The organism is Bradyrhizobium sp. Kon69, assembly GCF_055807515.1.
The window spans coordinates 1-25,433 of sequence record NZ_JBVVOS010000027.1; the positions used below are offsets into that span (position 1 = coordinate 1).

Annotated in this window: 18 protein-coding genes; 10 read left to right on the plus strand and 8 right to left on the minus strand. The window is 64.3% G+C overall.

The genetic code is table 11. The features are described from left to right. Positions 1 to 102 precede the first annotated feature (102 nt). The 8 genes from AC0L3U_RS29850 to AC0L3U_RS29885 form a co-directional block, all read right to left on the minus strand. Positions 103 to 2,550: a penicillin acylase family protein gene (locus tag AC0L3U_RS29850; RefSeq protein WP_473364209.1), complete on the minus strand. Its 2,448-nt coding sequence runs from the start codon at positions 2,548 to 2,550 to the stop codon at positions 103 to 105. 118 nt (positions 2,551 to 2,668) lie between these two features. Beyond that, positions 2,669 to 4,174, minus strand: a complete 1,506-nt coding sequence (glpK, locus tag AC0L3U_RS29855) for a glycerol kinase GlpK (protein WP_473364210.1) — start codon at positions 4,172 to 4,174, stop codon at positions 2,669 to 2,671. Between the two features lie 271 nt (positions 4,175 to 4,445). After that, positions 4,446 to 5,219 carry an SDR family NAD(P)-dependent oxidoreductase gene (locus AC0L3U_RS29860; protein WP_473347363.1) on the minus strand — a complete coding sequence of 258 codons (774 nt, stop codon included), beginning with the start codon at positions 5,217 to 5,219 and terminating at the stop codon, positions 4,446 to 4,448. A 125-nt stretch (positions 5,220 to 5,344) separates the two neighbouring features. Continuing rightward, on the minus strand, positions 5,345 to 6,487 hold the full coding sequence (pimD, locus tag AC0L3U_RS29865; protein ID WP_473364211.1) for a pimeloyl-CoA dehydrogenase small subunit: 1,143 nt from the start codon (positions 6,485 to 6,487) through the stop codon (positions 5,345 to 5,347). Between the two features lie 194 nt (positions 6,488 to 6,681). Continuing rightward, the gene (pimC, locus tag AC0L3U_RS29870; protein WP_247406209.1) at positions 6,682 to 7,872 is read right to left on the minus strand and encodes a pimeloyl-CoA dehydrogenase large subunit; all 1,191 of its coding nucleotides are present in this window, start codon (positions 7,870 to 7,872) and stop codon (positions 6,682 to 6,684) included. Between the two features lie 139 nt (positions 7,873 to 8,011). Continuing rightward, positions 8,012 to 9,199 (minus strand): acetyl-CoA C-acyltransferase, encoded by a 1,188-nt coding sequence (locus tag AC0L3U_RS29875; protein ID WP_473364212.1) that lies wholly within the window; start codon positions 9,197 to 9,199, stop codon positions 8,012 to 8,014. Continuing rightward, a complete protein-coding gene (gene pimA, locus AC0L3U_RS29880; protein WP_473364213.1) occupies positions 9,196 to 10,890 on the minus strand; it encodes a dicarboxylate--CoA ligase PimA in 1,695 nt (564 codons plus the stop codon). The genes AC0L3U_RS29875 and pimA overlap by 4 nt, the downstream gene beginning before the upstream one ends. Positions 10,891 to 10,975: 85 nt before the next feature. Continuing rightward, positions 10,976 to 13,072 (minus strand): 3-hydroxyacyl-CoA dehydrogenase NAD-binding domain-containing protein, encoded by a 2,097-nt coding sequence (locus AC0L3U_RS29885; RefSeq protein WP_473364214.1) that lies wholly within the window; start codon positions 13,070 to 13,072, stop codon positions 10,976 to 10,978. A 128-nt stretch (positions 13,073 to 13,200) separates the two neighbouring features. Between AC0L3U_RS29885 and AC0L3U_RS29890 the strand changes: the two genes are divergently transcribed. The 10 genes from AC0L3U_RS29890 to AC0L3U_RS29935 all read left to right on the plus strand — a co-directional run bounded on the left by AC0L3U_RS29890 (position 13,201) and on the right by AC0L3U_RS29935 (position 25,425). Further along, complete coding sequence (locus tag AC0L3U_RS29890) at positions 13,201 to 14,067, plus strand: IclR family transcriptional regulator (protein ID WP_007599713.1); 867 nt, start codon at positions 13,201 to 13,203, stop codon at positions 14,065 to 14,067. A 66-nt stretch (positions 14,068 to 14,133) separates the two neighbouring features. Beyond that, positions 14,134 to 14,931, plus strand: a complete 798-nt coding sequence (locus AC0L3U_RS29895; RefSeq protein ID WP_473264524.1) for an ABC transporter ATP-binding protein — start codon at positions 14,134 to 14,136, stop codon at positions 14,929 to 14,931. After that, a complete protein-coding gene (locus AC0L3U_RS29900) occupies positions 14,928 to 15,641 on the plus strand; it encodes an ABC transporter ATP-binding protein (RefSeq protein ID WP_007599709.1) in 714 nt (237 codons plus the stop codon). The genes AC0L3U_RS29895 and AC0L3U_RS29900 overlap by 4 nt, the downstream gene beginning before the upstream one ends. 12 nt (positions 15,642 to 15,653) lie before the next feature. After that, positions 15,654 to 16,532 carry a branched-chain amino acid ABC transporter permease gene (locus tag AC0L3U_RS29905; protein WP_007599708.1) on the plus strand — a complete coding sequence of 293 codons (879 nt, stop codon included), beginning with the start codon at positions 15,654 to 15,656 and terminating at the stop codon, positions 16,530 to 16,532. Between the two features lie 2 nt (positions 16,533 to 16,534). Beyond that, positions 16,535 to 17,551 carry a branched-chain amino acid ABC transporter permease gene (locus tag AC0L3U_RS29910; protein WP_456766354.1) on the plus strand — a complete coding sequence of 339 codons (1,017 nt, stop codon included), beginning with the start codon at positions 16,535 to 16,537 and terminating at the stop codon, positions 17,549 to 17,551. Positions 17,552 to 17,582: 31 nt separating this feature from the next. Continuing rightward, positions 17,583 to 18,818 (plus strand): ABC transporter substrate-binding protein, encoded by a 1,236-nt coding sequence (locus AC0L3U_RS29915; RefSeq protein ID WP_473364215.1) that lies wholly within the window; start codon positions 17,583 to 17,585, stop codon positions 18,816 to 18,818. A 120-nt stretch (positions 18,819 to 18,938) separates the two neighbouring features. Next, the gene (locus AC0L3U_RS29920) at positions 18,939 to 20,165 is read left to right on the plus strand and encodes an ABC transporter substrate-binding protein (protein ID WP_473364216.1); all 1,227 of its coding nucleotides are present in this window, start codon (positions 18,939 to 18,941) and stop codon (positions 20,163 to 20,165) included. 239 nt (positions 20,166 to 20,404) lie between these two features. Further along, positions 20,405 to 21,634, plus strand: a complete 1,230-nt coding sequence (locus AC0L3U_RS29925; protein WP_456766357.1) for an ABC transporter substrate-binding protein — start codon at positions 20,405 to 20,407, stop codon at positions 21,632 to 21,634. A gap of 193 nt (positions 21,635 to 21,827) precedes the next feature. After that, complete coding sequence (locus tag AC0L3U_RS29930; RefSeq protein ID WP_473364217.1) at positions 21,828 to 23,111, plus strand: glycerate kinase type-2 family protein; 1,284 nt, start codon at positions 21,828 to 21,830, stop codon at positions 23,109 to 23,111. Positions 23,112 to 23,328: 217 nt separating this feature from the next. Continuing rightward, positions 23,329 to 25,425 (plus strand): putative bifunctional diguanylate cyclase/phosphodiesterase, encoded by a 2,097-nt coding sequence (locus tag AC0L3U_RS29935; protein ID WP_473364218.1) that lies wholly within the window; start codon positions 23,329 to 23,331, stop codon positions 25,423 to 25,425. The last annotated feature ends 8 nt before the right edge of the window (positions 25,426 to 25,433 follow it).

The window sequence follows — 25,433 nt, forward strand, 5'->3', positions numbered from 1 at the left end:
AACCCCGGCAGAGGCCTTCTCCTCTCAACTGTTGCACTTCGAGTGTGAATCCACCTCCTGGCTTTCGCCAGGACGACGGCCGAGTTTGTGGATACGCCTCATTCACCGCGGCGTCAGCGTGATCGCCTCCGCCGTCGCCGCCTCGACCGCAGCGCGGCTGTAGAGCAGCGGCACATACTGCCCTGTCGCCCAGAGCGGCGCGAGGTCGCGATAATGGCCGCTGAAGGGATCGCCCGACTGGCCCGGCGTGTTGATGGTGCGGCTCGCATCCCAATTGCCGACGTCGAGCACCATGCGGAACGAGGCGCCGGCGAACAGCTGATAATCGGTGCGGCGATAGGTGGCCGCGCGCGGCACATTGGCGGCGCCGCCATAGGCCAGCGGACCGACCGAGAGCTGAGCGGCCGTCGCCTTGTCGGCAAGCGGCATCAGCGCGTGGTCGAATTTTGCGACGTGCAGGCGACCCCAGCGCCAGGTCGAGGAATCGGCCCCGAGCTTGGCCGTCACATCGGCCACCGCGGCGCCAAGGCTGTCGCGCAGGATCTGGTCGCGGGCGGCGGCGGGGTCGGAGCCAAACGACGCGTCCGGAGATTCCAGGAAGGCGACAAGCGCCGAAATGCTGGACGCCTCGGGCGCGATCAGGTCGGCGGCCTTGGGCGCCGTGGTCTTCAACAGTACCGGTCCAAGATGATTGGCGATCCAGACCTCGAACAATGCGGCAGCGGCGCTTTCAGCGGCATCACGCGCGTCCCACGGCTTGAGCAGTTCGAGGCCTTTCTTCACGTTGGCATCGTCCGAAGTGAGCGGCTGCAGCAGCTTGACCAGCCGCCGCCCCAGCATCGTGGTGTCGTCGTTCTGCAGATCCATGGCATCGGCCAGCGTCACCTTGCTGTTGGCCTGCAGCACCTCGGTGATGCGCTGCCAGCGCGCATTGTCCGCCCATTCGAAACCGACCTTGCGCTCGCCGACGGGATAATCCGCCGGCAGGTTCATCTGGTTGGCGGTGGCGAGAAAGCCCTGCTTGGGCTGATAGGCCTTGGGCAGTTCGTCGAGCGAGAGAAAACCCTGCCATTCGTAGCGGCCGTCGCCGGGCACCGGCATCAGGCCATCATAGTTGGCGCGCCGCGGCGTCTTGCCGGCGGCAACCCAGCCAATATTGCCCTTGGTGTCCGCATAGACCTGATTCTCCGACGGCGCGCCCCAGCGCCGCATGGCGCCAAGGAAACCGTTCCAATCCTTCGCGGTCATGTAGTCGGAGGAGCCGAAATAGGCCGAGGTGCCGGGCTCGAACCAGATCGAGCGGACGGCAAAGGCGCGCTTGTTGGCGTCGTCGACATAGATCACCGGACCGTGCCGGGTGAATTTCAGCTCGAGGTCGCGATCGGCTTCGCCTTTCACCGGCTCTTTCTCGTGCACGATGCGCATGTCCTCCCAGCCGCTGCCATAGCGGTACTGGTTGGGATTCTGCGGATTGAGCTCGTAGACGTAGAGGTCTTCCTGGTCGACGTTGAAGATGGTGAGACCGAAGGCGATGGTGCCGTTGTGGCCGATCGAGATGCCGGGCAGCGCCGGCTCGCCCGCGCCGATCACGGAGAGGCCGGGCGCATTGAGGCCGACGATGTAGCGCAGCGACGGCACGCTGTGCTCGCGATGCGGATCGTTGGCGAGGATCGGCCGTCCCGTCGCGGTCCGCGACGCCGCGATCACCCAATTGTTGGAGCCGATGGTGTCGCGTTGCTGGTCGGCCTCGGTGAGGTATTTGTCGGGATCGTGCGCGAGTGCGGCCTGGCGATCTTTCGGCGCGGCAAAGGCGACCGGGCGCGTCGCCAGATCGTAAGGCGCCAGCACGGCCTTCGGCACGCTGCAGGGATCGAGACCATCCGGCACCTTCGTCGTCCACGCCGGCTCGAGCTTGACGCGAAAGCGATCGGCATCGAGGCCGGCCGCGCAGGCGACCAAGGAGCGCTTGACCTCGGAGGCGACATTGCGCGTCAAGCCATGGCTGCGGATGCGGACGATGTCATCCGCCGTCCACGGATCCGGCTTGGTGCCGGCGATCCTGAATTCGATCGGCAGCGGGCGCTTGCCCGCGCGCACGTCGGCGACATAGGCGTTGACCCCGGCGACGAATGCCTCCGCATAGGTCTTTCCCTTGGGGCCGTAAGCCGCCCATTCCGCATTCATATCGCCGCGATAGAGAAAGAGCCGCAGCGCCTTGTCCTGTTCGGCATAGGCCGGGCCGAAATCCTTGGCCAGCAGACCGAGCCCGCGCTTGCGCCAGAGATCGATCTGCCAGAGCCGGTCGCGCGCGGCGTTGAAGCCTTGCAAGAAAAACAGGTCGTGCTCATTACCGGCATAGATGTGGGGGATGCCCCAGACATCGACCAGAATCTGCGCGGGAGCGTTGAGACCGGCGACGTCGGTCTTGACCTGACGCGCGCTTCCGAGCGGGTCCGGCTTCTCACGCGCGATGGCGGTCGAGGTGAGCAGCGCAGCGGAGATCGCTGCGCCAAAAAGCTTCTGCATGACCCGGTTGAAATCCGTGTTCATTGTTGGTGCTCCCTTTGTTGCTGTTTCTTGTAGCCCGGATGGAGCGCAGCGTAATCCGGGAATCGTGCCATGGAGAACCCCGGATTTCGCTGCGCTCTATCCCTGCTACGAGATCCTCCTAGCCCTCGCCCTCGTCGCTCGCGAGCACGCCCTTTACCGCCCTCGCCCAGCCCGCCAGCTTCCGCTCCCTTGTCGCCTGGCTCATGTTTGGCTTGAAGCGACGCTCCAGCCGCCAGTTGTCGGCGAATTTGGTCGGTTCGGGATAGACGCCGGCCTCGAGGCCCGCGAGATAGGCGGCGCCCAGCGCCGTGGTCTCCTGGATCACGGGGCGGTCGACGGGCGCGTCGAGCAGGTCGGCGAGGCGCTGCATGGTCCAATCCGATGCGGTCATGCCGCCGTCGACGCGGAGCACCACGCTGGCGGTTTCCGAGCTCGGCCAGTCGGCGCGCATTGCGGCCCAGAGGTCAAACGTCTGGTAGCAGACGCTTTCCAGCGCGGCGTGGGCGAGCTCGGCCGGGCCCGTGTTGCGGGTGAGACCGAACAGCGCGCCGCGGACGCGCGGATTCCAGTATGGCGCGCCCATGCCGACGAAGGCCGGTACCAGATAGACGCTCTGCATGGAGTCCGACTGATCGGCGAGCGGTCCGGTCTCGGCGGCGTGCTTGATGATGCCGAGGCCGTCGCGCAGCCACTGCACCGCCGAGCCCGCGACGAAGATCGAGCCTTCGAGCGCGTAGGTGCGTTTGCCGCCGAGCTGGTAGGCGATGGTGGTGAGCAGCTTGTTCTTCGAGGCCACGGGCGTGGTGCCGGTGTTGAGCAGGGCGAAGCAGCCGGTGCCGTAGGTCGACTTCATCATGCCCGGGCGGAAGCAGGCCTGGCCGATGGTCGCGGCCTGCTGGTCGCCGGCGATGCCGGAGATCGCAATCGCGCCGCCGAACAGGTCCGGCGTGCTCTCGCCGAAACGGGCGGAGGAATCCTTCACCTCGGGCAGCATCGAGCGCGGCACGCCGATGATCTCGAGCAGCTCGTCGTCCCACTGGCCGGTGTGGATATTGAACAGCAGCGTGCGCGAGGCGTTGGTGGCGTCGGTGGCATGCACCTTGCCGCCGGTGAGGCGCCACAGCAGATAGCAATCGACGGTGCCGAACATCAATTCGCCGCGCGCGGCACGCGCCCGTGCCCCGGGGACGTGGTCGAGAATCCAGGCGACCTTGGTGCCGGAGAAATAAGGATCGATGATCAGGCCGGTCTTCTGCGAGATCACGGGCTCGCGGCCGTCGGCTTTCAGCTTGGCGCAGATGTCTGCGGTGCGGCGGTCCTGCCAGACGATGGCGCGGTGCACGGCCTGCCCGGTGGCGCGGTCCCACACCACGGTGGTCTCGCGCTGGTTGGTGATCCCGATCGCGGCGATGTCCTTTGCACTGATGCCGGCCTGCGCGATCGCGTCGCGGCAGACCGTCACGGTCGAGGTCCAGATGTCCTCGGGCTCGTGCTCGACCCAGCCCGAGGCGGGGAAATGCTGCGGAAACTCGGCTTGCGCCTTCGCCGCAATGGAAATGTCGCCGCGAAACACGATGGCGCGCGAGGAGGTGGTGCCCTGGTCGATGGCGAGGACGAAAGACATGGCGGCAAACCTTGGGGTTTCTTTGGCGTTTTCTTTGACGTTGTCCGGTGAGGGGCTATTGTGTTTCGCCAAAGGGAGCGGATTAGGGCGGGAAGGTCAAGACGGGCTCAGCTGTCGTCCCGGCGAAGGCCGGGACCCATACCGCGTGATTCATCGATTGCGCACGATGCCGATCCAGCATGACCAGTCTTCGCCAAACCACTCCTTGTGGTTATGGGTCCCGGCCCCCGTGCGCAATTGCGCACTAGGCCGGGACGACGAGCTGAGAGACCTACGCCGCCGCCGTGGTCACGCCGCCATCGATGACGATGGTCTGTCCGGTCATGAAGCTCGACGCGTCGGAGGCGAGGTAGGCGACTGCGCCGGCGATTTCGTCGGGTTCGCCGATGCGGCGAAGAGGCGTGGTGGCGGTGCGGCGCTTTAGATTTGCTTCGTCTTCCCACAGCGCGCGAGCGAAGTCGGTCTTGACGAGGCCGGGCGCGATGCAGTTGACGCGGACGCCTTTCGGGCCCCATTCGCCGGCGAGCGAACGACACAGCGCGAAGTCGGCGGCCTTGGAGATGCCGTAGGCGCCGATTACGGTCGAGCCGCGCAGGCCGCCGATCGAGGAGATGATGACGACGGAGCCGTTGCCACGCTCCGCCATCTGCGGGATCGCCAGCGCGGAGAGCCAGATGTTGCTCTTGACGTTGCTGCCCATGATCTTGTCGAAGGCCTCGTCGGTGATGTCGAGCAGCGGGCCGTAATACGGGTTGACCGCGGCATTGCAGACGAGGATGTCGATCTTGCCGTAATGCTTGGTCGCACCCGCGATCAGCGCCTCGACCTCTTGCTTGCGCGCGATGTTGCAGGGGATGACGGTGGCGTCGCCGCCAGCCGTCTTGATGCCGTCGGCGACTGCCTTGCAGGCATCGGCCTTGCGCGAGGAAACAACCACTTTGGCGCCGAGCTTTGCGAGCAGCTCGGCGGAAGAGCGGCCGATGCCGCGGCTGGAGCCGGTGACCACGGCGACCTTGCCGGTGAGATCGAACGGGGTGTTTTTCATTGTTGTTGCTCCGTTGATTCCGTTGACTGCGTCATTGCGAGCGAAGCGAAGCAATCCAGGATCTTTCGGCGGAGAAAATCTGGATTGCTTCGTCGCTGCGCTCCTCGCAATGACGGTGGGGGCGCTTAGATCAACCCGCCACCGTCCGCCACGCGGCGCTGGTGGTAGTCGGTGTCGCCAAAGCTGTTCTCGATCATGGTCAGGCGCTTGAAATAGTGGCCGATCTTCGCCTCCATGGTCATGCCGATGCCGCCGTGGAGCTGGATCGCCTGCTGTCCGACGAACTTCAGCGACTTGCCGATCTGCACCTTGGCCGCGGCAACGGCGTTGCTGCGCTCCTTGGCGTCCTCGAAATCAGCAGCCATGGTCGCGAACATCGACATCGATCGCGCCTGCTCAGTGGCGACGAACATGTCGGAGGCGCGGTGCTGGAGGCTCTGGAACGAACCGATCGCGACCCCGAACTGCTTGCGCGTCTTGATGTACTCAACCGTTGTCTTCAGAGACTCGTCCATCAGGCCGACCGCTTCGGCGCAGAGCGCGATGCGGGCTTCGTCGACCACACGCTCGATCAGCGCGAGCGAATCGTCGGGATTGCCGAGCACGGCATCGGCACCGATTTCGACGCCGGTGAAGGTGATGTCGGCGGCGTGCAGGCCGTCCTGGGTCGGGTACGATTTCTTGGCGACGCCCTTGGCGCTGGCCGGCACCAGGAATACGCCGATGCCGCTCTTGTCGCGGCGCTCGCCCCTGGTGCGCGCGGTCACGATCAGGGTGTCTGCGTTCTCGCCGTTGAGCACGACGAACTTCTCGCCGTCGATGACCCAACCCTCGCCCTTCTTCTTCGCCGTCGTGGTGACGTCGAAGAGATCGTAGCGCGAATTCTTCTCGAGCTGGGCAAAGGCGAGCGTCTTGCTGCCGTCGACGATGCCGGGCACATGCGCGGCCTTCTGCGCATTGCTGCCCGCATGGCGCAGGAAGCCGCCGCCGATCACGACGGTTGCGAGATAAGGCTCGAGCACCAGTGCCTTGCCGAGCGCTTCCATCACGATCATGGTCTCGACGCCGCCGCCGCCGAAGCCGCCATCGGCCTCCGCGAAGGGCAGACCGAGCAAGCCCTGCTCGGCGAGCTTGCCCCAGACCGCTTTGCTCCAGCCGCCCTTCTCCTTCATGTACTTCTTGCGGCTCTCGAAATCGTAGGAATCGGTCAAGAGGCCGTCGATGCTTTCCTTGAGAAGCCGCTGCTCCTCGTTCAGATCAAAATCCATTTCTGTTTCCTCAAGTCACTGGTGTCAGCATTGCGTGGGGCTCTTCTTCACCTCGCCCCGCTTGCGTGGAGAGGTTGACACGCGAAGCGTGCCGGGTGAGGGGGTACCGCTCTCTCGACAGTCCCTGCTCGGAGAGAGGCCCCTCACCCCTCCCTCTCCCCGTAAGAACGGGGAGAGGGGGAAAGAAGAGAGCATCACAGCCCCAGCACCGCCTTGGCGATGATGTTGCGCTGGATCTCGTTGGAGCCGCCGTAGATCGAGACCTTGCGGTTGTTGAAGTAGCTCGGCGCGATCTGGGCGGTCCAGTCCATGGCTTCGTTCGAGCCGTCGTCGCCGTGCACGTCGTAGGGCGCGGCGAACGGACCGATCACTTCCATCAGCAGCTCGGTGGTGGTCTGCTGGATCTCGGAGCCCTTGATCTTCAGCACGGAGGAAGCCGGATTGGGCTTGCCCTTGCCGTGCTTGCCTTCGTCGGCGACGACGCGGAGCTGCGTCAGCTCGAGCGCCTTGAGCTCGATTTCGCAGGCGGCGAGCTTGTCACGGAAAGCGGCATCCTGGATGATCGGCTTGCCGCCGGATTCGACCTTACCGGCGAGATCGCGGATGCGGCGGAGCCGCTCCTTGGAGACGCCGACCCGGGCGATGCCGGTGCGCTCATTGCCGAGCAGGAATTTCGCGTAATCCCAGCCCTTGTTCTCCTCGCCGATCAGGTTCTCGTAGGGCACTTCGACGTCGTCGAAGAACACCTCGTTGACCTCGGCGCCGCCGTCAATGGTCTGGATCGGACGCACGGTGACGCCCTTCGACTTCATCGAGAACACGATGAAGGAGATGCCCATCTGCTTCTTGGCGGTCGCATCGGTGCGGCAGAGGCAGAAGATCATGTCGGCGTGCTGGGCGAGCGTAGTCCAGGTCTTCTGGCCGTTGATGATCCACTTGTCGCCCTTGCGCTCGGCCTTGGTCTTGAGCGAGGCGAGGTCGGAGCCGGAGCCGGGCTCGGAGAAGCCCTGGCACCACCAATCGTCGACATTGGCGATGCGGGGCAGATACTGCTTCTTCTGCTCTTCATTGCCGAAGGTGTAGATGACAGGACCGACCATGCTGACGCCGAAGGCGAGCGGCTGCGGCGCCGGATAGGACTGCAGCTCCTCGTTGAAGATGTAGTGTTGCACGGAGGTCCAGCCGGTGCCGCCATATTGCTTCGGCCAGTGGCTGACGCCCCAGCCCTTCTTGTTGAGGATGCGCCACCACGTCACCATCTCGTCCTTCGAGAGGTGGCGGCCCTCGACCAGCTTGCGCCGCGTATCCGGCGGCACGTTGTCGCGGAAGAATGACCGCACTTCTTCGCGAAACGCCTGCTCTTCTTTCGTGAATGCGAGATCCATCGGATCCTCCTACCCTTGTCGTCCCGGCGAAGGCCGGGACCCATAACCACAACTCTTTGTTGTCTTGCACAGGCCATTATTGTCTGTGCCCCAAACGCCTGCTGCGGCGTATGGGTCCCGGCTTTTGCCGGGACGACGGTTACTGCAACACCTCGAAAAGCCCCGCCGCGCCCATGCCGCCGCCGACGCACATGGTGACGACCGCATACTTCGCCTTGCGGCGGCGGCCTTCGATCAGAGCGTGGCCGGTGAGGCGCGCGCCCGACATGCCGTAGGGATGGCCCACCGCGATCGCGCCGCCGTCGACGTTGATCTTGTCGGGGTCGATGCCGAGCTTGTCGCGGCAATACAGCACCTGCACCGCGAAGGCTTCGTTCAGCTCCCACAGGCCGATGTCGTCGACGGTGAGGCCATGACGCTTGAGCAGGCGCGGCACGGCGAACACGGGGCCGATGCCCATCTCGTCCGGCTCGCAGCCGGCGGAGACGAAGCCGCGGAAGATACCGAGCGGGTTCAGCCCGCGCTTCGCCGCTTCCTTGTCGCTCATGATCACCGAGGCGCTGGCGCCGTCGGAAAGCTGGCTGGCATTGCCGGCGGTGACGCTAAACCCCTCGCCACGCACGGCCTTGAGGCCGGCGAGGCCTTCTGCGGTGGTCTCGGGGCGCGGGCCCTCGTCCTGCGACAGCGTGACGTCCTTGAACGAGACTGCACCGGTCGCCTTGTCGGTCACTGCCATTTTGGTGGTGATCGGCGCGAGCTCATCCTTGAACTTGCCGCCTTGCTGGGCCGCGGCGGTGCGGCGCTGGCTCTCCAGCGAATATTCGTCCTGCTTCTCCCGTGAGATGCCGTAGCGCTTGGCCACGATTTCGGCGGTGTCGATCATGGGCATGTAGACCTCGCCCTTGATCTCGAGCAGCGCCGGGTCCTGCGCATGGAAGCCGTTCATCTTGTCGTTCTGCACCAGCGAGATGGACTCGCCGCCGCCGCCGACCGCGATCTCCACACCATCAAAAATCACCGAACGTGCGGCGAGCGCGATCGCCTGCAGTCCCGAGGCGCATTGCCGGTCGATGGTGGTGCCGGCGACCGTGACGGGGAGACCGGCACGGAGCAGCGCCTTGCGCGCGATGTTGCCGCCGGTCGCCCCCTGTTGCAGCGCAGCGCCCATCACGAGGTCCTCGACCTCCTTGGGGTCGACCTTGGCGCGCGCGACGGCCGCGCCGATGGCGTGGCCAAGCAGGGTTGCGCCCTCGGTAGCGTTGAGCGCGCCGCGATAGGCCTTCCCGATCGGGGTGCGGGCGGTGGAAACGATGACGGCGTCGGTCAAGAGCGATCTCCTGATGCAAGTCGGGTGGCAAGTTGGGCGGATTGTGATGGTTTCTGCTGCTGGCGCAACTCATGGCGCGACAGCTTTCCGACCGGCGTGCGCGGCAGATCGTCGACGAATTCGACCTCCGCCGGCAATTCGTGCTTGCCGAGCTTGCCGGCGAGTTGCGCCCGCAGCTCGTCGAGCGAGAACGGCTTTGCGCCGGGCCTGAGCTTGATGAAGGCCTTTGCGGCCTCGCCGCGATACGAGTCGGGGATGCCGAGCACGATCACCTCGTGCACGCCTGGTAGGGTGTAGATCGCCTGCTCGATCATTTGCGGATAAACGTTGAAGCCGCCGGAGATGATCATGTCCTTCTTGCGGTCGACCAGGAAGAAATAGCCGTCGCTATCGACATAGCCGATGTCGCCGGTGACGAAGCGGCCGTCGACGAAAGCCTCGGCGGATCCCTCGGGCTTGTTCCAATAGCCCCTGATGACGTTCGGGCCCTTGATGCGGATCTCGCCGACTTCGCCCGGCGGCAATACGCGCGTCGGATCGTCCAGCGCGACGACGTCGAGCTCGATGCCGGGCAGCATCAGGCCGATCGAGCCCGGCTTGTCGGGACCAACCGGCGGGTGGCCGGTGCCGGGCGAGCAGGTCTCGGTCATGCCCCAGCCGCTCTTGAGCTTCTTGCCGACCTTGCGCTCGAAGAAACTCGCGATCTCCACCGGCAGCGGCGCGCCGCCGGAGCCGATGGTGCTGAGCGAGGAGAAGTCGCGCTTGTCGAGATCTGGGAGCGCTGCAATCGCGATCCACATCGTCGGCACGCCCGGGAAATAGGTCGCGCGCTTGACCTCGATGTCGCGCATCACGGCTTCGACATCGAAGCGCTGATGCAGCGAGATCAGATAGCCGCGGCGGAGCGAGCACAGCAGCACCAGGCTCAGCGCATAGATGTGGAACAACGGTAGCACGCCGATCACGCGCTCGACCACGTCGCCACGCGCGGCTCGGGACGGCTTGCCCCAGATGTCGAAGATCGACACCGCCGAGGTGAGGTTGCCGTGCGTCAGCATGGCGCCTTTGGGCAGGCCGGTGGTGCCGCCGGTATATTGCAGCAGCGCGACGTCGTCGGCCGTCACGGATGGCCACTGCGCCGGCGCGGTCGCGCCATCGACGAAGGCCCTGAAGGTGACGATGCGGGGATCATCGGGGATCGGTGCCTGCGGCGTGCCGACCTTGCCCCAACTGTCCTCCTCGCAGACGACCAGGCGGTCGATCAGGCCCTTTTCCAGGAATTTCAGCGCGGTCGGCAGCAGCGCCGCGAGGTTGGTGGTCACGAGCAGGCGCGAACCGGAATCGGTGACCTTGTGCGTCAGCGCGATCTCGCCGTCGAGCGGTGAGAGATGCGCGACCCGGGAGCCGGCCTTCAGCGCGCCGAAGAAGTTGACGGGATGGTCCGGCGTATTGCCGAGGAACAGCGCGACCGAACTGTTCTTGCCGTAGCCGGCGCGCAGGAAGGCGGCGGCTGCGCGCTCGGCCATCGCGGCGAGCTCAGTGTAGCTGATCGGACGATCCCGGAATTCCAGCGCGGTGCGCGGTCCGTACTCGGCCGCGGCTTTTGCCAGCAGGTCAGGCAGCGTGCCCTGGACGATGGTGTCGTCCCAGCGCACGCCCTCGGGATAAAACTGTTCGCCGGGATGGGTCATAGCTTCCTTAAACCACAGACAGTCATTCCGGGGCGATGCGAAGCATCGAACCCGGAATGACTGAGCATTGAAGCGCAAGGCTCCATCAAGCCGCCTTTGATGTCGCGGCCAATGACGCAAACGTCTTGCCTTCGGCCGCGAGCTTCTTCAGCAGCGGCGCGGGCTCGAGGCTGGGGTCGTTGGTCTCCTTGGCATAGAAGGAGAGACGATCGGCGATGTGCTTGAGGCCGACGGTGTCGGCCCAGAACATCGGGCCGCCGCGGTAGATCGGCCAGCCATAGCCATAGAGCCACACCACGTCGATATCGGACGGGCGCGCGGCGATGCCTTCCTCCAGGATCTTTGCGCCCTCGTTGATCATCGGATACATCATGCGTTCGAGGATCTCGTCGTCGCTGACGACGCGCTTCTTGCGGCCCATGCGCAGCAGCGTCTCGTCGATCAGCTTCTCGACTTCCGGATCCGGCAGCGCCGAACGGGAGCCGGCTTCGTATCTGTAATAGCCCTTGCCGGTCTTCTGGCCGAAGCGGCCGGCTTCGCAGAGCGCGTCCGCGATCTCCGACTTGATGCCGCGGTCCTTGCGCGAGCGCCAGCCGATGTCGAGGCCGGCGAGGTCACCCATCGCGAACGGCCCCATCGGCATGCCGAACTTCGTCACGACGGCGTCGACCTGCTGCGGAAGCGCGCCTTCGAACAGCAGCTTCTCCGACTGCTTGCCGCGCTGGGCCAGCATGCGGTTACCGACAAAGCCGTCGCAGACACCGACCACGGCCGGCACCTTTGCGATTTTGCGCGCGATCGAGACCGCGGTCACAAGGGCATCCGGCGCGGTCTTGTCGGCGCGCACGATCTCGCACAATTTCATGACGTTGGCGGGCGAGAAGAAGTGCATGCCGAGCACGTCCTGCGGACGCTTGGTCGACTTCGCAATCTCGTCGATGTTCAGGTACGAGGTGTTGGAGGCGAGCACGGCGCCCGGCTTGACGTATTGGTCGAGCTTGCCGAACACTTCCTTCTTCACCGCCATGGTCTCGAACACGGCTTCGATGACGAGGTCGGCATCGCCGACGTTCTCGATGCCGACAACGCCGTTGATCAGCGCCATGCGCTTGGCGGGCGCATCCGCCGGGATGCCGCCGCGCGCTGCGGTCGCTTCCCAGTTCTTCTGCATGATACCCATGCCGCGCTTGAGCTGCTCCTCGCCGGTCTCGATCAGCGTGACGGGAACGCCGGCATTGGCAAAGGACATCGCGATGCCGCCACCCATCGTGCCGGCGCCGAGGATGGCGACGCGGTTCACGGGCCGCGGCTTGGTCCCTTCAGGAACGCCGGCGATCTTGCTGGCCTCGCGCTCGGCGAAGAAGGCATAACGCTGCGCCTTGGACTGATCGCTGGCGACGAGCTTCAGGAAGCCCTCGCGCTCCTTCTTGAGGCCCTCGTCGAACGGCAGGTCGATGGCGTAGCCGACGGCGTCGGCCGCCGCGAACGGCGCTTCCAGGCCGCGCGCCTTCTTGGTCATGGCGGCGACCGCGTTGGTGAAGATCGAGCGATCGGCCTTGGCCGCCGCGATCTTGGAGTCGTCGTCACGCAGGCGGCGCAGCGGACGCTTTTCAGCCAGCAACTTTCGTACGAAGGCTTCTCCTCCGGCGGCCGGGCCCTCGACGATCTCCTCGATCAGGCCGTTCTTCAGCGCTTCCGCCGCACCGATCGGATCACCGCCGACGATCATCTTGACCGCGAGCTCCGGTCCGACCGCGCGCGGCAGGCGCTGGGTGCCGCCGGCGCCCGGCAGCAGGCCGAGCTTCACCTCGGGCAGGCCGAGCTTGGCTTCCTTCACCGCAACGCGGAAATGACAGGCGAGCGCGACCTCGAGGCCGCCGCCGAGCGCGGTGCCGTGGATCGCGGCCACGACCGGCTTTGGTGAATTCTCGATCTCGGAAAGCACGTCGTTGAGGGCGGGTGCCTTCGGCGGCTTGCCGAATTCAGTGATGTCGGCGCCTGCGATGAAGGTGCGGCCGGCACAGGTCAGCACGATGCCCTTGACGGCGGGATCGGCGATTGCGGCCTTGATGCATTCCAGAATTCCGCCGCGAACCGCGGCGCTCAGCGCGTTGACCGGAGGGCTGTCGACCGTGACGATCCCGACTTCGTCATGACGCTCAAGCTTGACCACTTCGCTCACGGTGTCCCTCCTTGGTGGGGTAACTTTTGTTCAATTTCGCACTGCGGAATTTAATTCCGCATCTTGACGGCAGGGTTATTTTGAAGCACGTGGCTTGTCAACGACTCCGCGCAAGAAGCAGATCCGGGATGAAGCGTACAGGAAAGAAGACCGCGACCGATCGGAATTTCGTCGTCGCGCTTTCCCGCGGACTAGACGTATTGCGCGCATTCCAGCCCAGCGACGGACTTCTTGGCAATCAGGAAATCGCGGCTCGTACCAATCTGCCCAAGCCGACGGTTTCGCGGCTGACCTATACCTTGACCAAGCTCGGCTATCTGACGCCGGTTCCCCGCTTCGAGAAATATCAGCTTGCGCCGGCCGCGATGGCGCTCGGCTACGCCGCCTTGTCCAATCTCGGCGTTCGGCATTTGTCCGAACCGTTCCGCGAGGAAATGATGCGCGCGACCGGCGGAGCCGTTGCCGTCGGCGGCCGCGACCGTCACAGCATGATCTATTTCGGGCAAAGCCGCGGCAGCGAGACGGTCGGCGTTCAACTTGACGTCGGCTCCCGCGTGCCGATTGCAACCAGCGCGATGGGCCGCGCCTATTTCTGGGCGCTCGAGGAGAACGATCGGGCGGAACTGTCTCGTGTCTTGCGCGAACATTACGGCAGCCGCTGGCCCAAGATGCGCGACGGGCTGGAACGTTCCGGCGAGACGGTCGCGAAATACGGATTTGCGATTTCGGTCGGCGACTGGCACGACGACATCGGCGCCGCTGGCGTTGCACTCAGGCTCAACGACGGAACCGGTCCTTACGCATTCAATTGCGGCGCGCCGGCATTCCGCTTCACGGAAGAGCGTTTGATCAACGACATTGGACCGCGTCTGCTTGCGATGGTAAGGAACATCGAAGCGGCACTTGGGGGTCTGATGCCGCATTCCAAAAAAGACGTCAGCAAAAAGCTGAAATCAGGAGGGAAAGTTGCGCGTGTGGCCGAGGGGATCAGATAGCCTTTGTTGTCATCGAGAGCGGTTCACATCGCTCCTTCGCTCACCGAACAGAGTGGGCGAGACGAGATGACGCAGGCACAGCTCGCGCAGGGGACATCGCCCCTGCTCGCGGTTCGCGACGTCAGCGTCGTGTTCGGCGGCATCATTGCGCTCAACGGCGTGTCCTTTGACATGCACAAGGGCCAGATCCTCGGTTTGATCGGCCCCAACGGCGCCGGCAAGACCACGCTCTTCAACTGCCTCTCGCGGCTGTACCAGCCGTCGTCCGGCGACATCCTGATGGAGGGCGCGAGCATCCTGACGCGCCCGCCGCACCGGATCGCGGAGATCGGCATCGGCCGCACCTTCCAGAACGTGGCGCTGTTTCCGAATTTGTCGGTGATGGACAATGTCCGCGTCGGCACCCATGCCCGCACCTCCAGCGACATCATCAGCGACTCGCTGCGGCTGGCCTGGGTTCGCCGCAGCGAGAGTGACGTCAACAAGAAGGTGCATGAGATCCTCGCTTATCTCGACCTCGAGGACGTCGCCCACACCGTCGTGTCGGGCCTGCCGTTCGGCACGCAGAAGCGCGTCGAGCTGGCGCGCGCGCTCGCTGCCGATCCGAAGATCCTGCTGCTCGACGAGCCCGCCGGCGGCCTCAACCACGAGGAAGTCTACGTTCTCGGCGACCTCATCCGCCGCATCCGCGACGAACGCCACATGACCGTCCTGCTGGTCGAGCATCACATGGGCCTCGTGATGTCGATCGCCGACCACGTCGTCGCGCTGAATTTCGGCAAGAAGCTCGCGGAAGGCACGCCCGCCCAGGTGCAGGCGGATCCCGACGTCATCAAGGCCTATCTCGGGAGCAAGGACCAATGACGACGCTGCTCAACGTCAAGGACCTACGCGCCTATTACGGCCAGGTCCAGGCGCTCCACGGCCTGTCCTTCTCGCTTAGCGAGGGATCGCTGACCACGCTGCTCGGGGCCAACGGCGCCGGCAAGACCACCACGCTGCGCGCGATCTGCAACATGGTGCGCTCGACCGGCGGCATCGAGTTCGACGGCAAGCCGCTGAACAACCGCTCCACCGAAAGCATCGTACGGTTCGGCATCGCCCATGTGCCGCAGGGCCGCGGCACCTTCACCACCATGACGGTGGAGGAAAACCTCCAGCTCGGCGCCATCACCCGCAAGGACAGCGCCGGCATCGTCTCCGATATCGAGCGCATGTATGCGCATTTCCCGGTGCTCAAGCAGCGCCATACCCAGCAGGCCGGCACGCTCTCGGGCGGCGAGCAGCAGATGCTCGCGGTCGCCCGCGCCCTGATGCTGCGGCCGCGGCTGATGCTGCTGGACGAGCCTTCGTTCGGCCTGGCGCCGCTCGTGGTGCGCGACCTGTTCGGCATCCTCGGCAAGATCAATCGCGAGGACAAGGTGTCGATCCTGGTGGTCGAGCAGAACGCCCAGCTCGCGCTCGAGCTCGCCGACCAGGCCTATGTGATCGAGACCGGGCGCATCGTGATGTCGGGCAACGCCAAGGACATCGCGAACAACGAAGAAATCCGCAAATCCTATCTGGGTTACTGAGGAGCCGGCACGATGGAGCTGTTCACCAACCAAGTGCTGGCCGGCATCGCCACGGGCGCGATCTACGCCTGCATGGCGCTCGCCGTGGTCATGATCTACCAGGCGATCGATCATCTCAACTTCGCGCAGGGCGAGATGGCGATGTTCTCGACCTTCATCTCCTGGCAGCTGATGCAATGGGGCATTCCCTATTGGGCCGCCTTCGTGATCACGCTGGCGTTGTCCTTTGTCGGCGGCATCGCGATCGAGCGCATCCTGTTCAAGCCGCTCGCCAAGGCGCCGGTGCTGACCAACGTCGCCGGCTTCATCGCGCTGTTCGCGATCATCAACTCCTCCGCCGGCCTGATCTGGGACTTCACCATCAAGCAGTATCCGACCCCGTTCGGCTCCTCGCCGTTCCTCGGCAGCCAGCTGATCTCGACCCACCAGGCCGGCATGATCGGCGTGACGGTGCTGCTGCTGCTCGGCCTCTACTTCTTCTTCCAGTACACCAAGATCGGGCTCGCCATGCGCGCTGCCGCCTCCGTGCCTGAATCGGCCCGGCTGGTCGGCATCAACACCAGCTGGATGATTGCGCTCGGGTGGGGCATGGCGTCCGCGATCGGTGCGATCGCCGGCATGCTGATCGCACCGGTCGTGTTCCTCGAGCCCAACATGATGGGCGGCGTGCTGATCTACGGCTTCGCCGCGGCGGTGCTCGGCGGACTGACCAGCCCGTTCGGCGCCGTGGTCGGCGGCTTCCTGGTCGGTGTCTTCGAAAACCTCGCCGGCACCTACATTCCCGGCGTCGGCAACGAGTTGAAGCTTCCGATCGCGCTCGCGCTGATCATTTCCGTCCTGGTCGTCAAACCCGCTGGCCTGTTCGGCCGGCAAATCGTCAAGCGAGTTTGATCATGAGCGCTGCAGAAGACGTCGTCACGGAAGCCCCGGCCGTCGAGGCAGTTCCGAAGCGGGCGATGACGCTGGGCACGGGCACCTCCCTGTTGGTGCTGGCGGTGCTGTTGGTCGTGCCGGTGTTCGTCAAGAACTTCATCATCTTCCAGATGACGATGCTCCTGATCTACGGACTCGCGGTGCTGGCCTTGAACATCCTGACGGGCGGCTCCGGCCAGTTTTCGCTCGGCCAGAGCGCCTTCTACGCCGTGGGCGCTTATACGTCGGCGGTGCTGATGGAGTACTTCAACGTCAACTATGCGCTGACCATTCCGATTTCCGCCACGGTCTGCTTCGGATTCGGCTACCTGTTCGGCAAGCCGGCGCTGCGGCTGTCGGGCGTCTATCTCGCGCTCGCGACCTTTGCGCTTGCCACCGCGATGCCGCAGCTCTTGAAGTTGAACTTCCTCGAGCACTGGACCGGCGGCGTGCAGGGCCTCGTCGTCACCAAGCCCGACGCACCGTTCGGGCTGCCGATGTCGCAGGACACCTGGCTGTACTACTTCTCGCTCGCCGTCGTGCTCGCGATCTACATCTTCTCGGTCAACCTGCTGCGCTCCCGCTCGGGCCGCGCCTTCATGGCGATCCGCGACAACGAGATCGCGGCCTCCTCGATGGGCGTCAACGTCGCACTGTACAAGACGCTGGCCTTCGGCGTGTCCGCCGGCATCACCGGCGTTGCCGGCTCGCTTGGCGCCATCGCCGTGCAGTTCGTCGCGCCCGACAGCTACACGATCACGCTGGCGATCTCGCTGTTCCTCGGCATGGTCGTCGGTGGCGTCGGCTGGCTGCCCGGCTCGTTCGTCGGCGCAGCCTTCATCATCTTCGTGCCGAACATGGCGGAGGGCATCTCCAAGGGCCTCTCCGGCGCCGTATTCGGCGTACTCCTGTTCGCCGTCATCTACCTCGTGCCACACGGCGCGAGGCAGATCGCGATCATGGGCCAGCAACTCGTCGGCCGGCTCAGAAAGAACTGACAATCCGTTGATTAAGCCAAGGAGACCCGAATTGTTTTTTGAAAGAACACTGCGAACCGCTGCGCTGGTGACGGCAACGGCGGTCATCACTCTCACCTCCGGCGCCGCATTCGCCCAGAAAAAATACGACACCGGTGCGTCCGATACCGAGATCAAGATCGGCAACATCATGCCGTATAGCGGTCCGGCGTCGGCCTATGGCATCATCGGCAAGACCGAAGAAGCCTATTTCAAGATGATCAACGACAAGGGCGGCATCAACGGCCGCAAGATCAACTTCGTCACCTATGACGACGGCTATTCGCCGCCGAAGGCCGTCGAGCAGGTCCGCAAGCTGGTCGAGAGCGACGAAGTGATCGTCGTGTTCAACCCGCTCGGCACGCCCTCGAACAGCGCGATCCAGAAGTATTTGAACGCCAAGAAGATCCCGCAGCTGTTCGTCGCCACCGGCGCCACCAAATGGAACGACCCGAAGAACTTCCCCTGGACCATGGGCTGGCAGCCCTCCTACCAGAGCGAAGCGCAGATCTACGCGAAATGGCTGTTGAAGGAGAAGCCGGACGCCAAGATCGCGATCCTCTATCAGAACGACGATTTCGGCAAAGACTACCTCAAGGGCACCAAGGACGGCCTGGGCGCCAAGGGCGCGTCCATGATCATCATGGAAGAGAGCTACGAGGTGTCGGAGCCCTCGATCGATGGTCACATCGTCAAGATCAAGGCGGCCAATCCCGACGTCCTGCTGATCTACGCGACGCCGAAATTCGCGGCCCAGACCATCAAGAAGACCGCCGAGCTGAGCTGGAAGCCGCTGCAGATCCTCACCAACGTGTCGATCTCGGTCGGCAGCGTGATGAAGCCGGCCGGCTTCGAGGCTGCGCAGGGCGTGCTGTCGGCGGCCTATGCCAAGGACTCCACGGACCCGCAGTGGGCCAACGACCCCGGCATGAAGAAGTGGAACGAGTTCGTCGACAAGTACATGCCGGGTGCCGACAAGTCCGACACCAGCATGGTCTATGGCTATGGCGCGGCGTCGACGCTGGCCAAGGTCCTGGAGATGTGCGGCGACGATCTGACCCGGGCCAACATCATGAAGCAGGCGGCCTCGTTGAAGGATTTTGCACCGGACACCTTGCTGCCCGGCGTCAAGATCAACACCGGACCCACCGACTTCGCCCCGATCGCACAGCTCCAGATGCAGCGCTTCAAGGGCGAGAAGTGGGAACTCTTCGGCGAGATCATCAGCGGCGACATCGCCACCGACTGACACTCTGACGCAATAGTCCGACACTTCGAGAAGCCCCCGCGAACGATCGCGGGGGCTTTTTGTTGACGTCCCGCATCAATCTTGTTCAATGCGGCGGCGATCCGTTCCGGGTGGAGAAAGATGACTGCCGTTCGATTTCAGGTTGCGGGCGTTCTGGCCGCATTCGCGTTGTGCACTGCGATGAGCGGCCCGGCCCTGGCGCAGAAGAAATACGACAGCGGCGCTTCCGATACCGAGATCAAGATCGGCAACATCATGCCCTATAGCGGCCCGGCCTCCGCCTATGCGGCGATCGGCAAGGCCGAGGAAGCCTACTTCAACAAGATCAATGCCGAGGGCGGCATCGGCGGCCGCAAGATCAAGTTCATCTCCTACGACGACGGCTATTCGCCGCCGAAGACGGTGGAGCAGGCCCGCAAGCTGGTCGAGAGCGACGGGGTGCTGCTGATCTTCGGCTCGCTCGGCACCTCCACCAACGGCGCCATTCGCAAATACATGAACGAGAAGAAGGTGCCGCAATTGTTCGTGGCGAGCGGCGCTTCAAAGTGGAACGATCCGAAGCAATATCCCTGGACCATGGGCTGGCAGCCGAGCTACGCCAGCGAGGCGCGCATCTACGCCAAGTACATCATGAAGGAGAAGCCGGACGGCAAGATCGGCGTGCTCTACCAGAACGACGATTTCGGCAAGGACTATCTGAAAGGGCTGAAGGAAGGCCTCGGCCCCAAGGCCTCGATGATCGTGCTGGAAGACGGTTACGACACGTCGGAGCCGGCAATCGACGAGCACGTCGTGAAATTGAAGGCCTCCGGCGCCGACATCTTCGTCAGCATCACCACGCCGAAATTTGCCGCGCAAGCGATCAAGAAGGCGGCCGAGATCGGCTGGCATCCGGTCCACATCATCTCCAACGTCTCGGCCTCGGTCGGCGGCGTGCTCGAGCCGGCCGGGCTCGAGATCTCGCAAGGCATCCTGTCGGCGAGCTACACCAAGGACGGCTCCGACCCGCAATGGAATGCCGACGACGGCATGAAGAAGTTCTACAACTTCCTCGCCAAATACGATCCCAAGGCCAACAAGCTCGATGCCGGCGTGGTGTTCGGCTACGCCGCAGCCCAAACCATGGTGAAGGTGCTGCAAATGTGCGGCGACGATCTCACCCGCGACAACGTCATGAAGCAGGCGGCAAGCCTGAAGGATTTCGAGCCCGACACCCTGCTGCCCGGCATCAAGATCAACACCGCGGCCGATAATTTCGCGCCGATCGAGCAGCTACAGATGATGCGGTTCAAGGGCCGGAAATGGGAGCTGTTCGGGGACATCATCTCGAGCGAGCTCGGCCACTGAAGCCGCGCAACTCAAACTCGCTCCCGATCGGTTCGTCAACTCAGACGGATGCACCTTCTCGCAGTCGCACACGCGCGCACGCCCGTCCCTGACTACTAAAGAAGCAGCCCCAGCCCCCCCGCCGTGGGGGCTTTCTGTTGAAGGCAACAGGCAAATCGTATTGAATTGCGGCTGCGTCACCAAGAACAGGCAACACAAGAAAAGGGACGCACACACACCAAGAAAATAGGGAGATAGGAATGCCCGCTGTCACCGGCAAACTTGCGGCCGCGTCACTCGCGCTCGCGCTCATTGCGGCCTCGGCCTCCACTGCATCGGCTCAGAAGAAATACGATACCGGCGCGACCGATACCGAGATCAAGATCGGCAACATCATGCCCTACAGCGGACCGGCCTCCGCCTACGGCATCATCGGACGGACGGAAGCGGCCTATTTCAAGAAGATCAACGACGAAGGCGGCATCAACGGCCGCAAGATCAACTTCATCAGCTACGATGACGCCTACTCGCCGCCAAAGACGGTGGAGCAGGCGCGCAAGCTGGTCGAGAGCGACGAAGTCCTCCTGATCTTCAACTCACTCGGCACACCGCCGAACTCGGCGATCCACAAATACATGAACTCGAAGAAGGTGCCGCAGCTCCTGGTCGCGACCGGCGCCACCAAGTGGAACGATCCGCAGAACTTCCCCTGGACCATGGGCTGGCAGCCCAATTACCAGAGCGAAACGCAGATCTACGCGAAGTGGCTGCTCAAGAACAAGCCGGATGCCAAGATCGCCGTGCTGTTCCAGAACGACGATTACGGCAAGGATTATCTCAAGGGCCTGAAGGACGGCCTCGGCGCCAAGGCCGCGTCGATGATCGTCATGGAGGAGAGCTACGAGACATCCGAGCCGACCATCGACAACCACATCGTCAAGCTGAAGTCGACCGGCGCCGACGTCTTCATGAACATCACGACGCCGAAATTCGCGGCGCAGGCGATCAAGAAGGTGGCCGAGATCGGCTGGAAGCCGCTGCACTTCCTCAACAACGTCTCGGCGTCCGTCGGCAGCGTGCTCAAGCCCGCCGGCTTCGAGAACTCGCAGGACATCATCTCCGCCGACTACCTGAAGGACATCTCGGACTCGCAGTGGAACAGCGATCCCGGCATGAAGGACTTCGTCGCGTTCATGAACAAGTACTTTCCGGACGGCGACAAGCTCGACCACGGCACCATCGTCGGCTACGGCGTGGCGCAGACCCTGGTCCAGATCCTCAAGCAGTGCGGCGACGATCTCACACGCGCGAACGTCATGAAGCAGGCCGCCAGCCTGAAGAACTTCCGCACCGAAGTGCTGCTGCCGGGCGTGCAGATCAACACGTCGCCGACCGACTTCGCACCGATCAGCCAGCTCCAGCTCGAGAAGTTCAAGGGCGACAAGTGGGAACTGTTCGGTGACGTGATCAGCGCTGACGTCGGCGGCTAACCACCTGATACCAACGACCATGAAAACCCCCTGCGAACCATCGCAGGGGGTTTTTGCTTGCGCGCCGATTATGATCACGCGATTGCACAATCGAATGATGGCAAAGCCGGCTTACGCTTTGGCGCATGATGCGGTAGGCAGGTGAGCGGCGCGTTTGCCGCCAGTCTTTCCTGTCCGCTCAAGGCCCTTCGTCATGACCGACCGACGCCCCCTGCTCCGCGCGCTCTACGACGCCGCTGTTGCCGCCGCTCATCCGAGCACGATACTGGCGCCGCACCTGCGGCCCGCGCCAAGGGGACGCGTGATCTGTCTCGCCGCCGGCAAGGGCGCGGCCGCGATGGCCGCCGCCGCCGAGCGGCATTATCTCGACACGCTCGGGCTCGCACCGGAACGCCTGGTCGGCATCGCCACCACGCGTCACGGCTACGGCGTGCCGACGCGCCGCATCCGCGTGGTCGAGGCAGGTCATCCCGTACCTGACGAAGCCGGCCTGAAAGGCGCGGCCGATACGCTCGCGCTCGCGGCCGAGGCCGGGCCGGACGATTTGCTTCTGGTGCTGCTCACCGGCGGCGGTTCGGCGAACTGGATCGCGCCCGTCACTGGCATCAGCTTCGGGCAGAAGCAGGCGGTCAACAAGGCGCTGCTCCGCTCCGGCGCGCCGATCGGCGAGATGAATGTCGTGCGCAAGCATCTGTCGCGGATCAAGGGCGGGCGGCTGGCGCGCGCGGGCAAAAATGCCGCCGAGATCGTGACGCTTGCGATCTCCGACGTGCCGCATGACGATCCCTCGGCGATCGCCTCCGGTCCGACCGTGCCCGATCCGACCACGCTCAATGATGCGCGCGCCATCGTCGCCAGGTACAAGCTCGACATCGACGATGCCGTCCGCCGCGCGCTGGATGACCGCGCCAACGAGAGCTGCAAGCCCGGTGATGCCGCGTTCGCGCGCGCGCATTTCGAATTGATCGCACGTCCGAAGCAATCGCTCGACGCTGCGGTGAAACTCGCGCATGAGGCCGGTTACGAGACGATCGATCTCGGCGCCGACCTCGAAGGCGAGGCCCGCGACGTTGCCGCCGATCACGCCAGGCTGGCGCTTCAGGCCCGCGCGCAGGGCAAGCGCGTCGCGATCCTCTCCGGCGGCGAGCTCACGGTCACCGTGCGCGGCCAAGGCCGCGGCGGCCCGAACCAGGAATACGCGCTGGCGCTCGCCGCCCTCTTAAAGGACACGCCTGACATCTCCGCGCTCGCCGGCGACACCGACGGCGCCGATGGCGGTGCCGGCCATCCCACCGACCCCGCCGGCGCGCTGATCGATGCGGCGACGTTCGCGAAGATGAGGGCGCAGGGGCTGCAGCCGCAGGCCTATCTCGACAACAACGACGCGACGACGTTCTTCGAGGCGACGGGCGACCTGTTGCTGCCGGGTCCCACGCTGACCAATGTGAACGATATCAGGGTGATCCTGGTTGACTGACATGGCGGCATCGCTATCCCGCCGGCTCCGCGCGTTCGGCGCGACGGTATGGTTAACGATCTCTTAATTCTCGTCGGCGTCCTCTTTTCCAGGGCCGGGCATCGCCGTCCTTAACCTCGCATTCGCCCCAGTTTCAGGAACATGTCCCGAAATTGGGCGAATTGTTGGGCTCATTCACCACCGCCTGCTCTAATCGCGTCGTCCCGGGGGAAGGCGCATGACGCAGAGTGATGAGGAGGTCGCAAGCATTGATCCGCTCGTGCTCGGCGAGCTGCTCAAGTGCGCCGCCAATAATCTGTGGCTCGGGATCATCCTCTTTGGCAGCGACCGCAGGGTCATTTTCTGCAATCCGCGCTACCGCGAGATGTACGCGCTCTCGCCCGAACAGGTGCACCCGGGCACGCCGATCAAGGACCTGATCCAGCATCGGCTCGAACTGGGCCTGAACATCGGCGGAGAAGCCGGCGCCTATGTCCGCGCCCGCACGGAGGGCTCGGTCGTCAGCGAGCAGACGGTCCAGCAGTTCGCCGACGGCCGAATCATCGCCTACACCATCCATCCCCTGCCCGCCGGCGGCGGCATGGCGACGCACGAGGACATTACAGAGCGCGAAGAGCTCAGCACGCGGCTACAGGAACGTAATTTTCAGTTCGACATTGCGATCAACAACATGTCGCAGGGACTTTGCTTCTTCAGCGCCGACCATCGGCTGCTGGTCTGCAACACGCACTATATCGAAATGTACGGCCTGCCGCCCGACCGCGTTCGTCCGGGCACGCCGCTCCAGGAGATCCTCGATCTGCGCTTCGAAGCCGGCAGCGTGCCAGCAATGACGCGGGAGGAATACGCCACATGGCGGACCGATGTCGCCGCGTCGGCCGAGGCCATGGACAGCATCGTCGAGATGCGGAATGGGCGAACCTTCAAGATCAGGCACCGACCGATGCCCGATCTCGGATGGGTCGCGACCCACGAAGACATCACCGAGCAGCGCAAGGCGGAATTGCAGATCGCGCATATGGCGCACCACGACGCGCTGACGGACCTCGCCAATCGCGCCGTGCTCGGTCAGCGCCTCAAGCAGGCGCTCGAACAGGGCGGGACGTTCGCGATCCACCACATCGATCTCGACAAGTTCAAGGCTGTCAACGACACCCTGGGCCACCAGGCCGGCGACATCCTGCTGCAGGATGTCAGCCGCCGCCTCAAGCAGCTCGCGCGCGACAGCGATACCGTCGCGCGCATGGGTGGCGATGAATTCGTCATCCTCCAGACGCCGATTTCCGATTCGAGCGAAGCGGACACGCTGGCGCGTGACGCTGTCAGCACGCTGAGTGCCCCGTTCAGGCTCGATGGACACCAGGCTATTGTGGGCGCGAGCATCGGGATCGCCATTGCGCCCGGCGACGGCTCGACGCCCGAGCAACTCCTGCACAATGCCGATCTGGCCCTGTATCGCGCGAAAAGCGACGGCCGCGGCATGCACTGCTTCTTCGAACCGGCCATGGGCGAAGAGGCGCAAAGCCGTCGCGCGCTGGAGCAGGACCTGCGCAACGGACTTGCCGCCAGCGAGTTCGAACTGCACTACCAGCCGGTCGTGAAGACCGACGGCGGCGAGATCAGCGGCTTCGAAGCCTTGATCCGTTGGCGACATCCAGGGCGCGGACTGGTCGCGCCGAACAGCTTTATCCCGCTTGCGGAAGAGATCGGCCTGATCGCGCCGATCGGCGAATGGGTGATCCGGCAGGCCTGTGCCACTGCAAGCCGGTGGCCGGACCATCTGCACGTCGCCGTCAATATCTCGGCGGTGCAATTCCGCCAGCCGGGCCTGACGGAAGTGATCGTCGGCGCGCTGGCGGCCTCCGGCCTCGATCCGCGGCGGCTGGAAATCGAAATCACGGAAAGCGTTCTGCTGCAGGACAGGAACGGGACGCTGGCGACGCTGCACCAGCTCCGGGCGCTGGGCATCAAGGTCGCCATGGACGATTTCGGCACCGGCTATTCGTCACTGACCTATCTGCAATGCTTCCCCTTCGACAAGATCAAAATCGACCGGTCCTTCGTCAGCGGCGTGGAAAACAATGCGGCCTCCCTCAGCATCGTGCGGGCGGTGGCGGCACTGGCGCGCGGGATGGGCATGACGACGACGGCGGAGGGGGTGGAGACTGAGGAGCAACGGGACCGGATCGCAGCGGAAGGCTGCACGGAAATGCAGGGCTATCTGTTCAGCCCGCCCTTGCCCGCCGTGGAAATTGAGCGCCGTTTCCTGTCCGCGAAAACACCTGCCATGCCCCACCGGTTCGCTGCGGCATAACCGCCAGC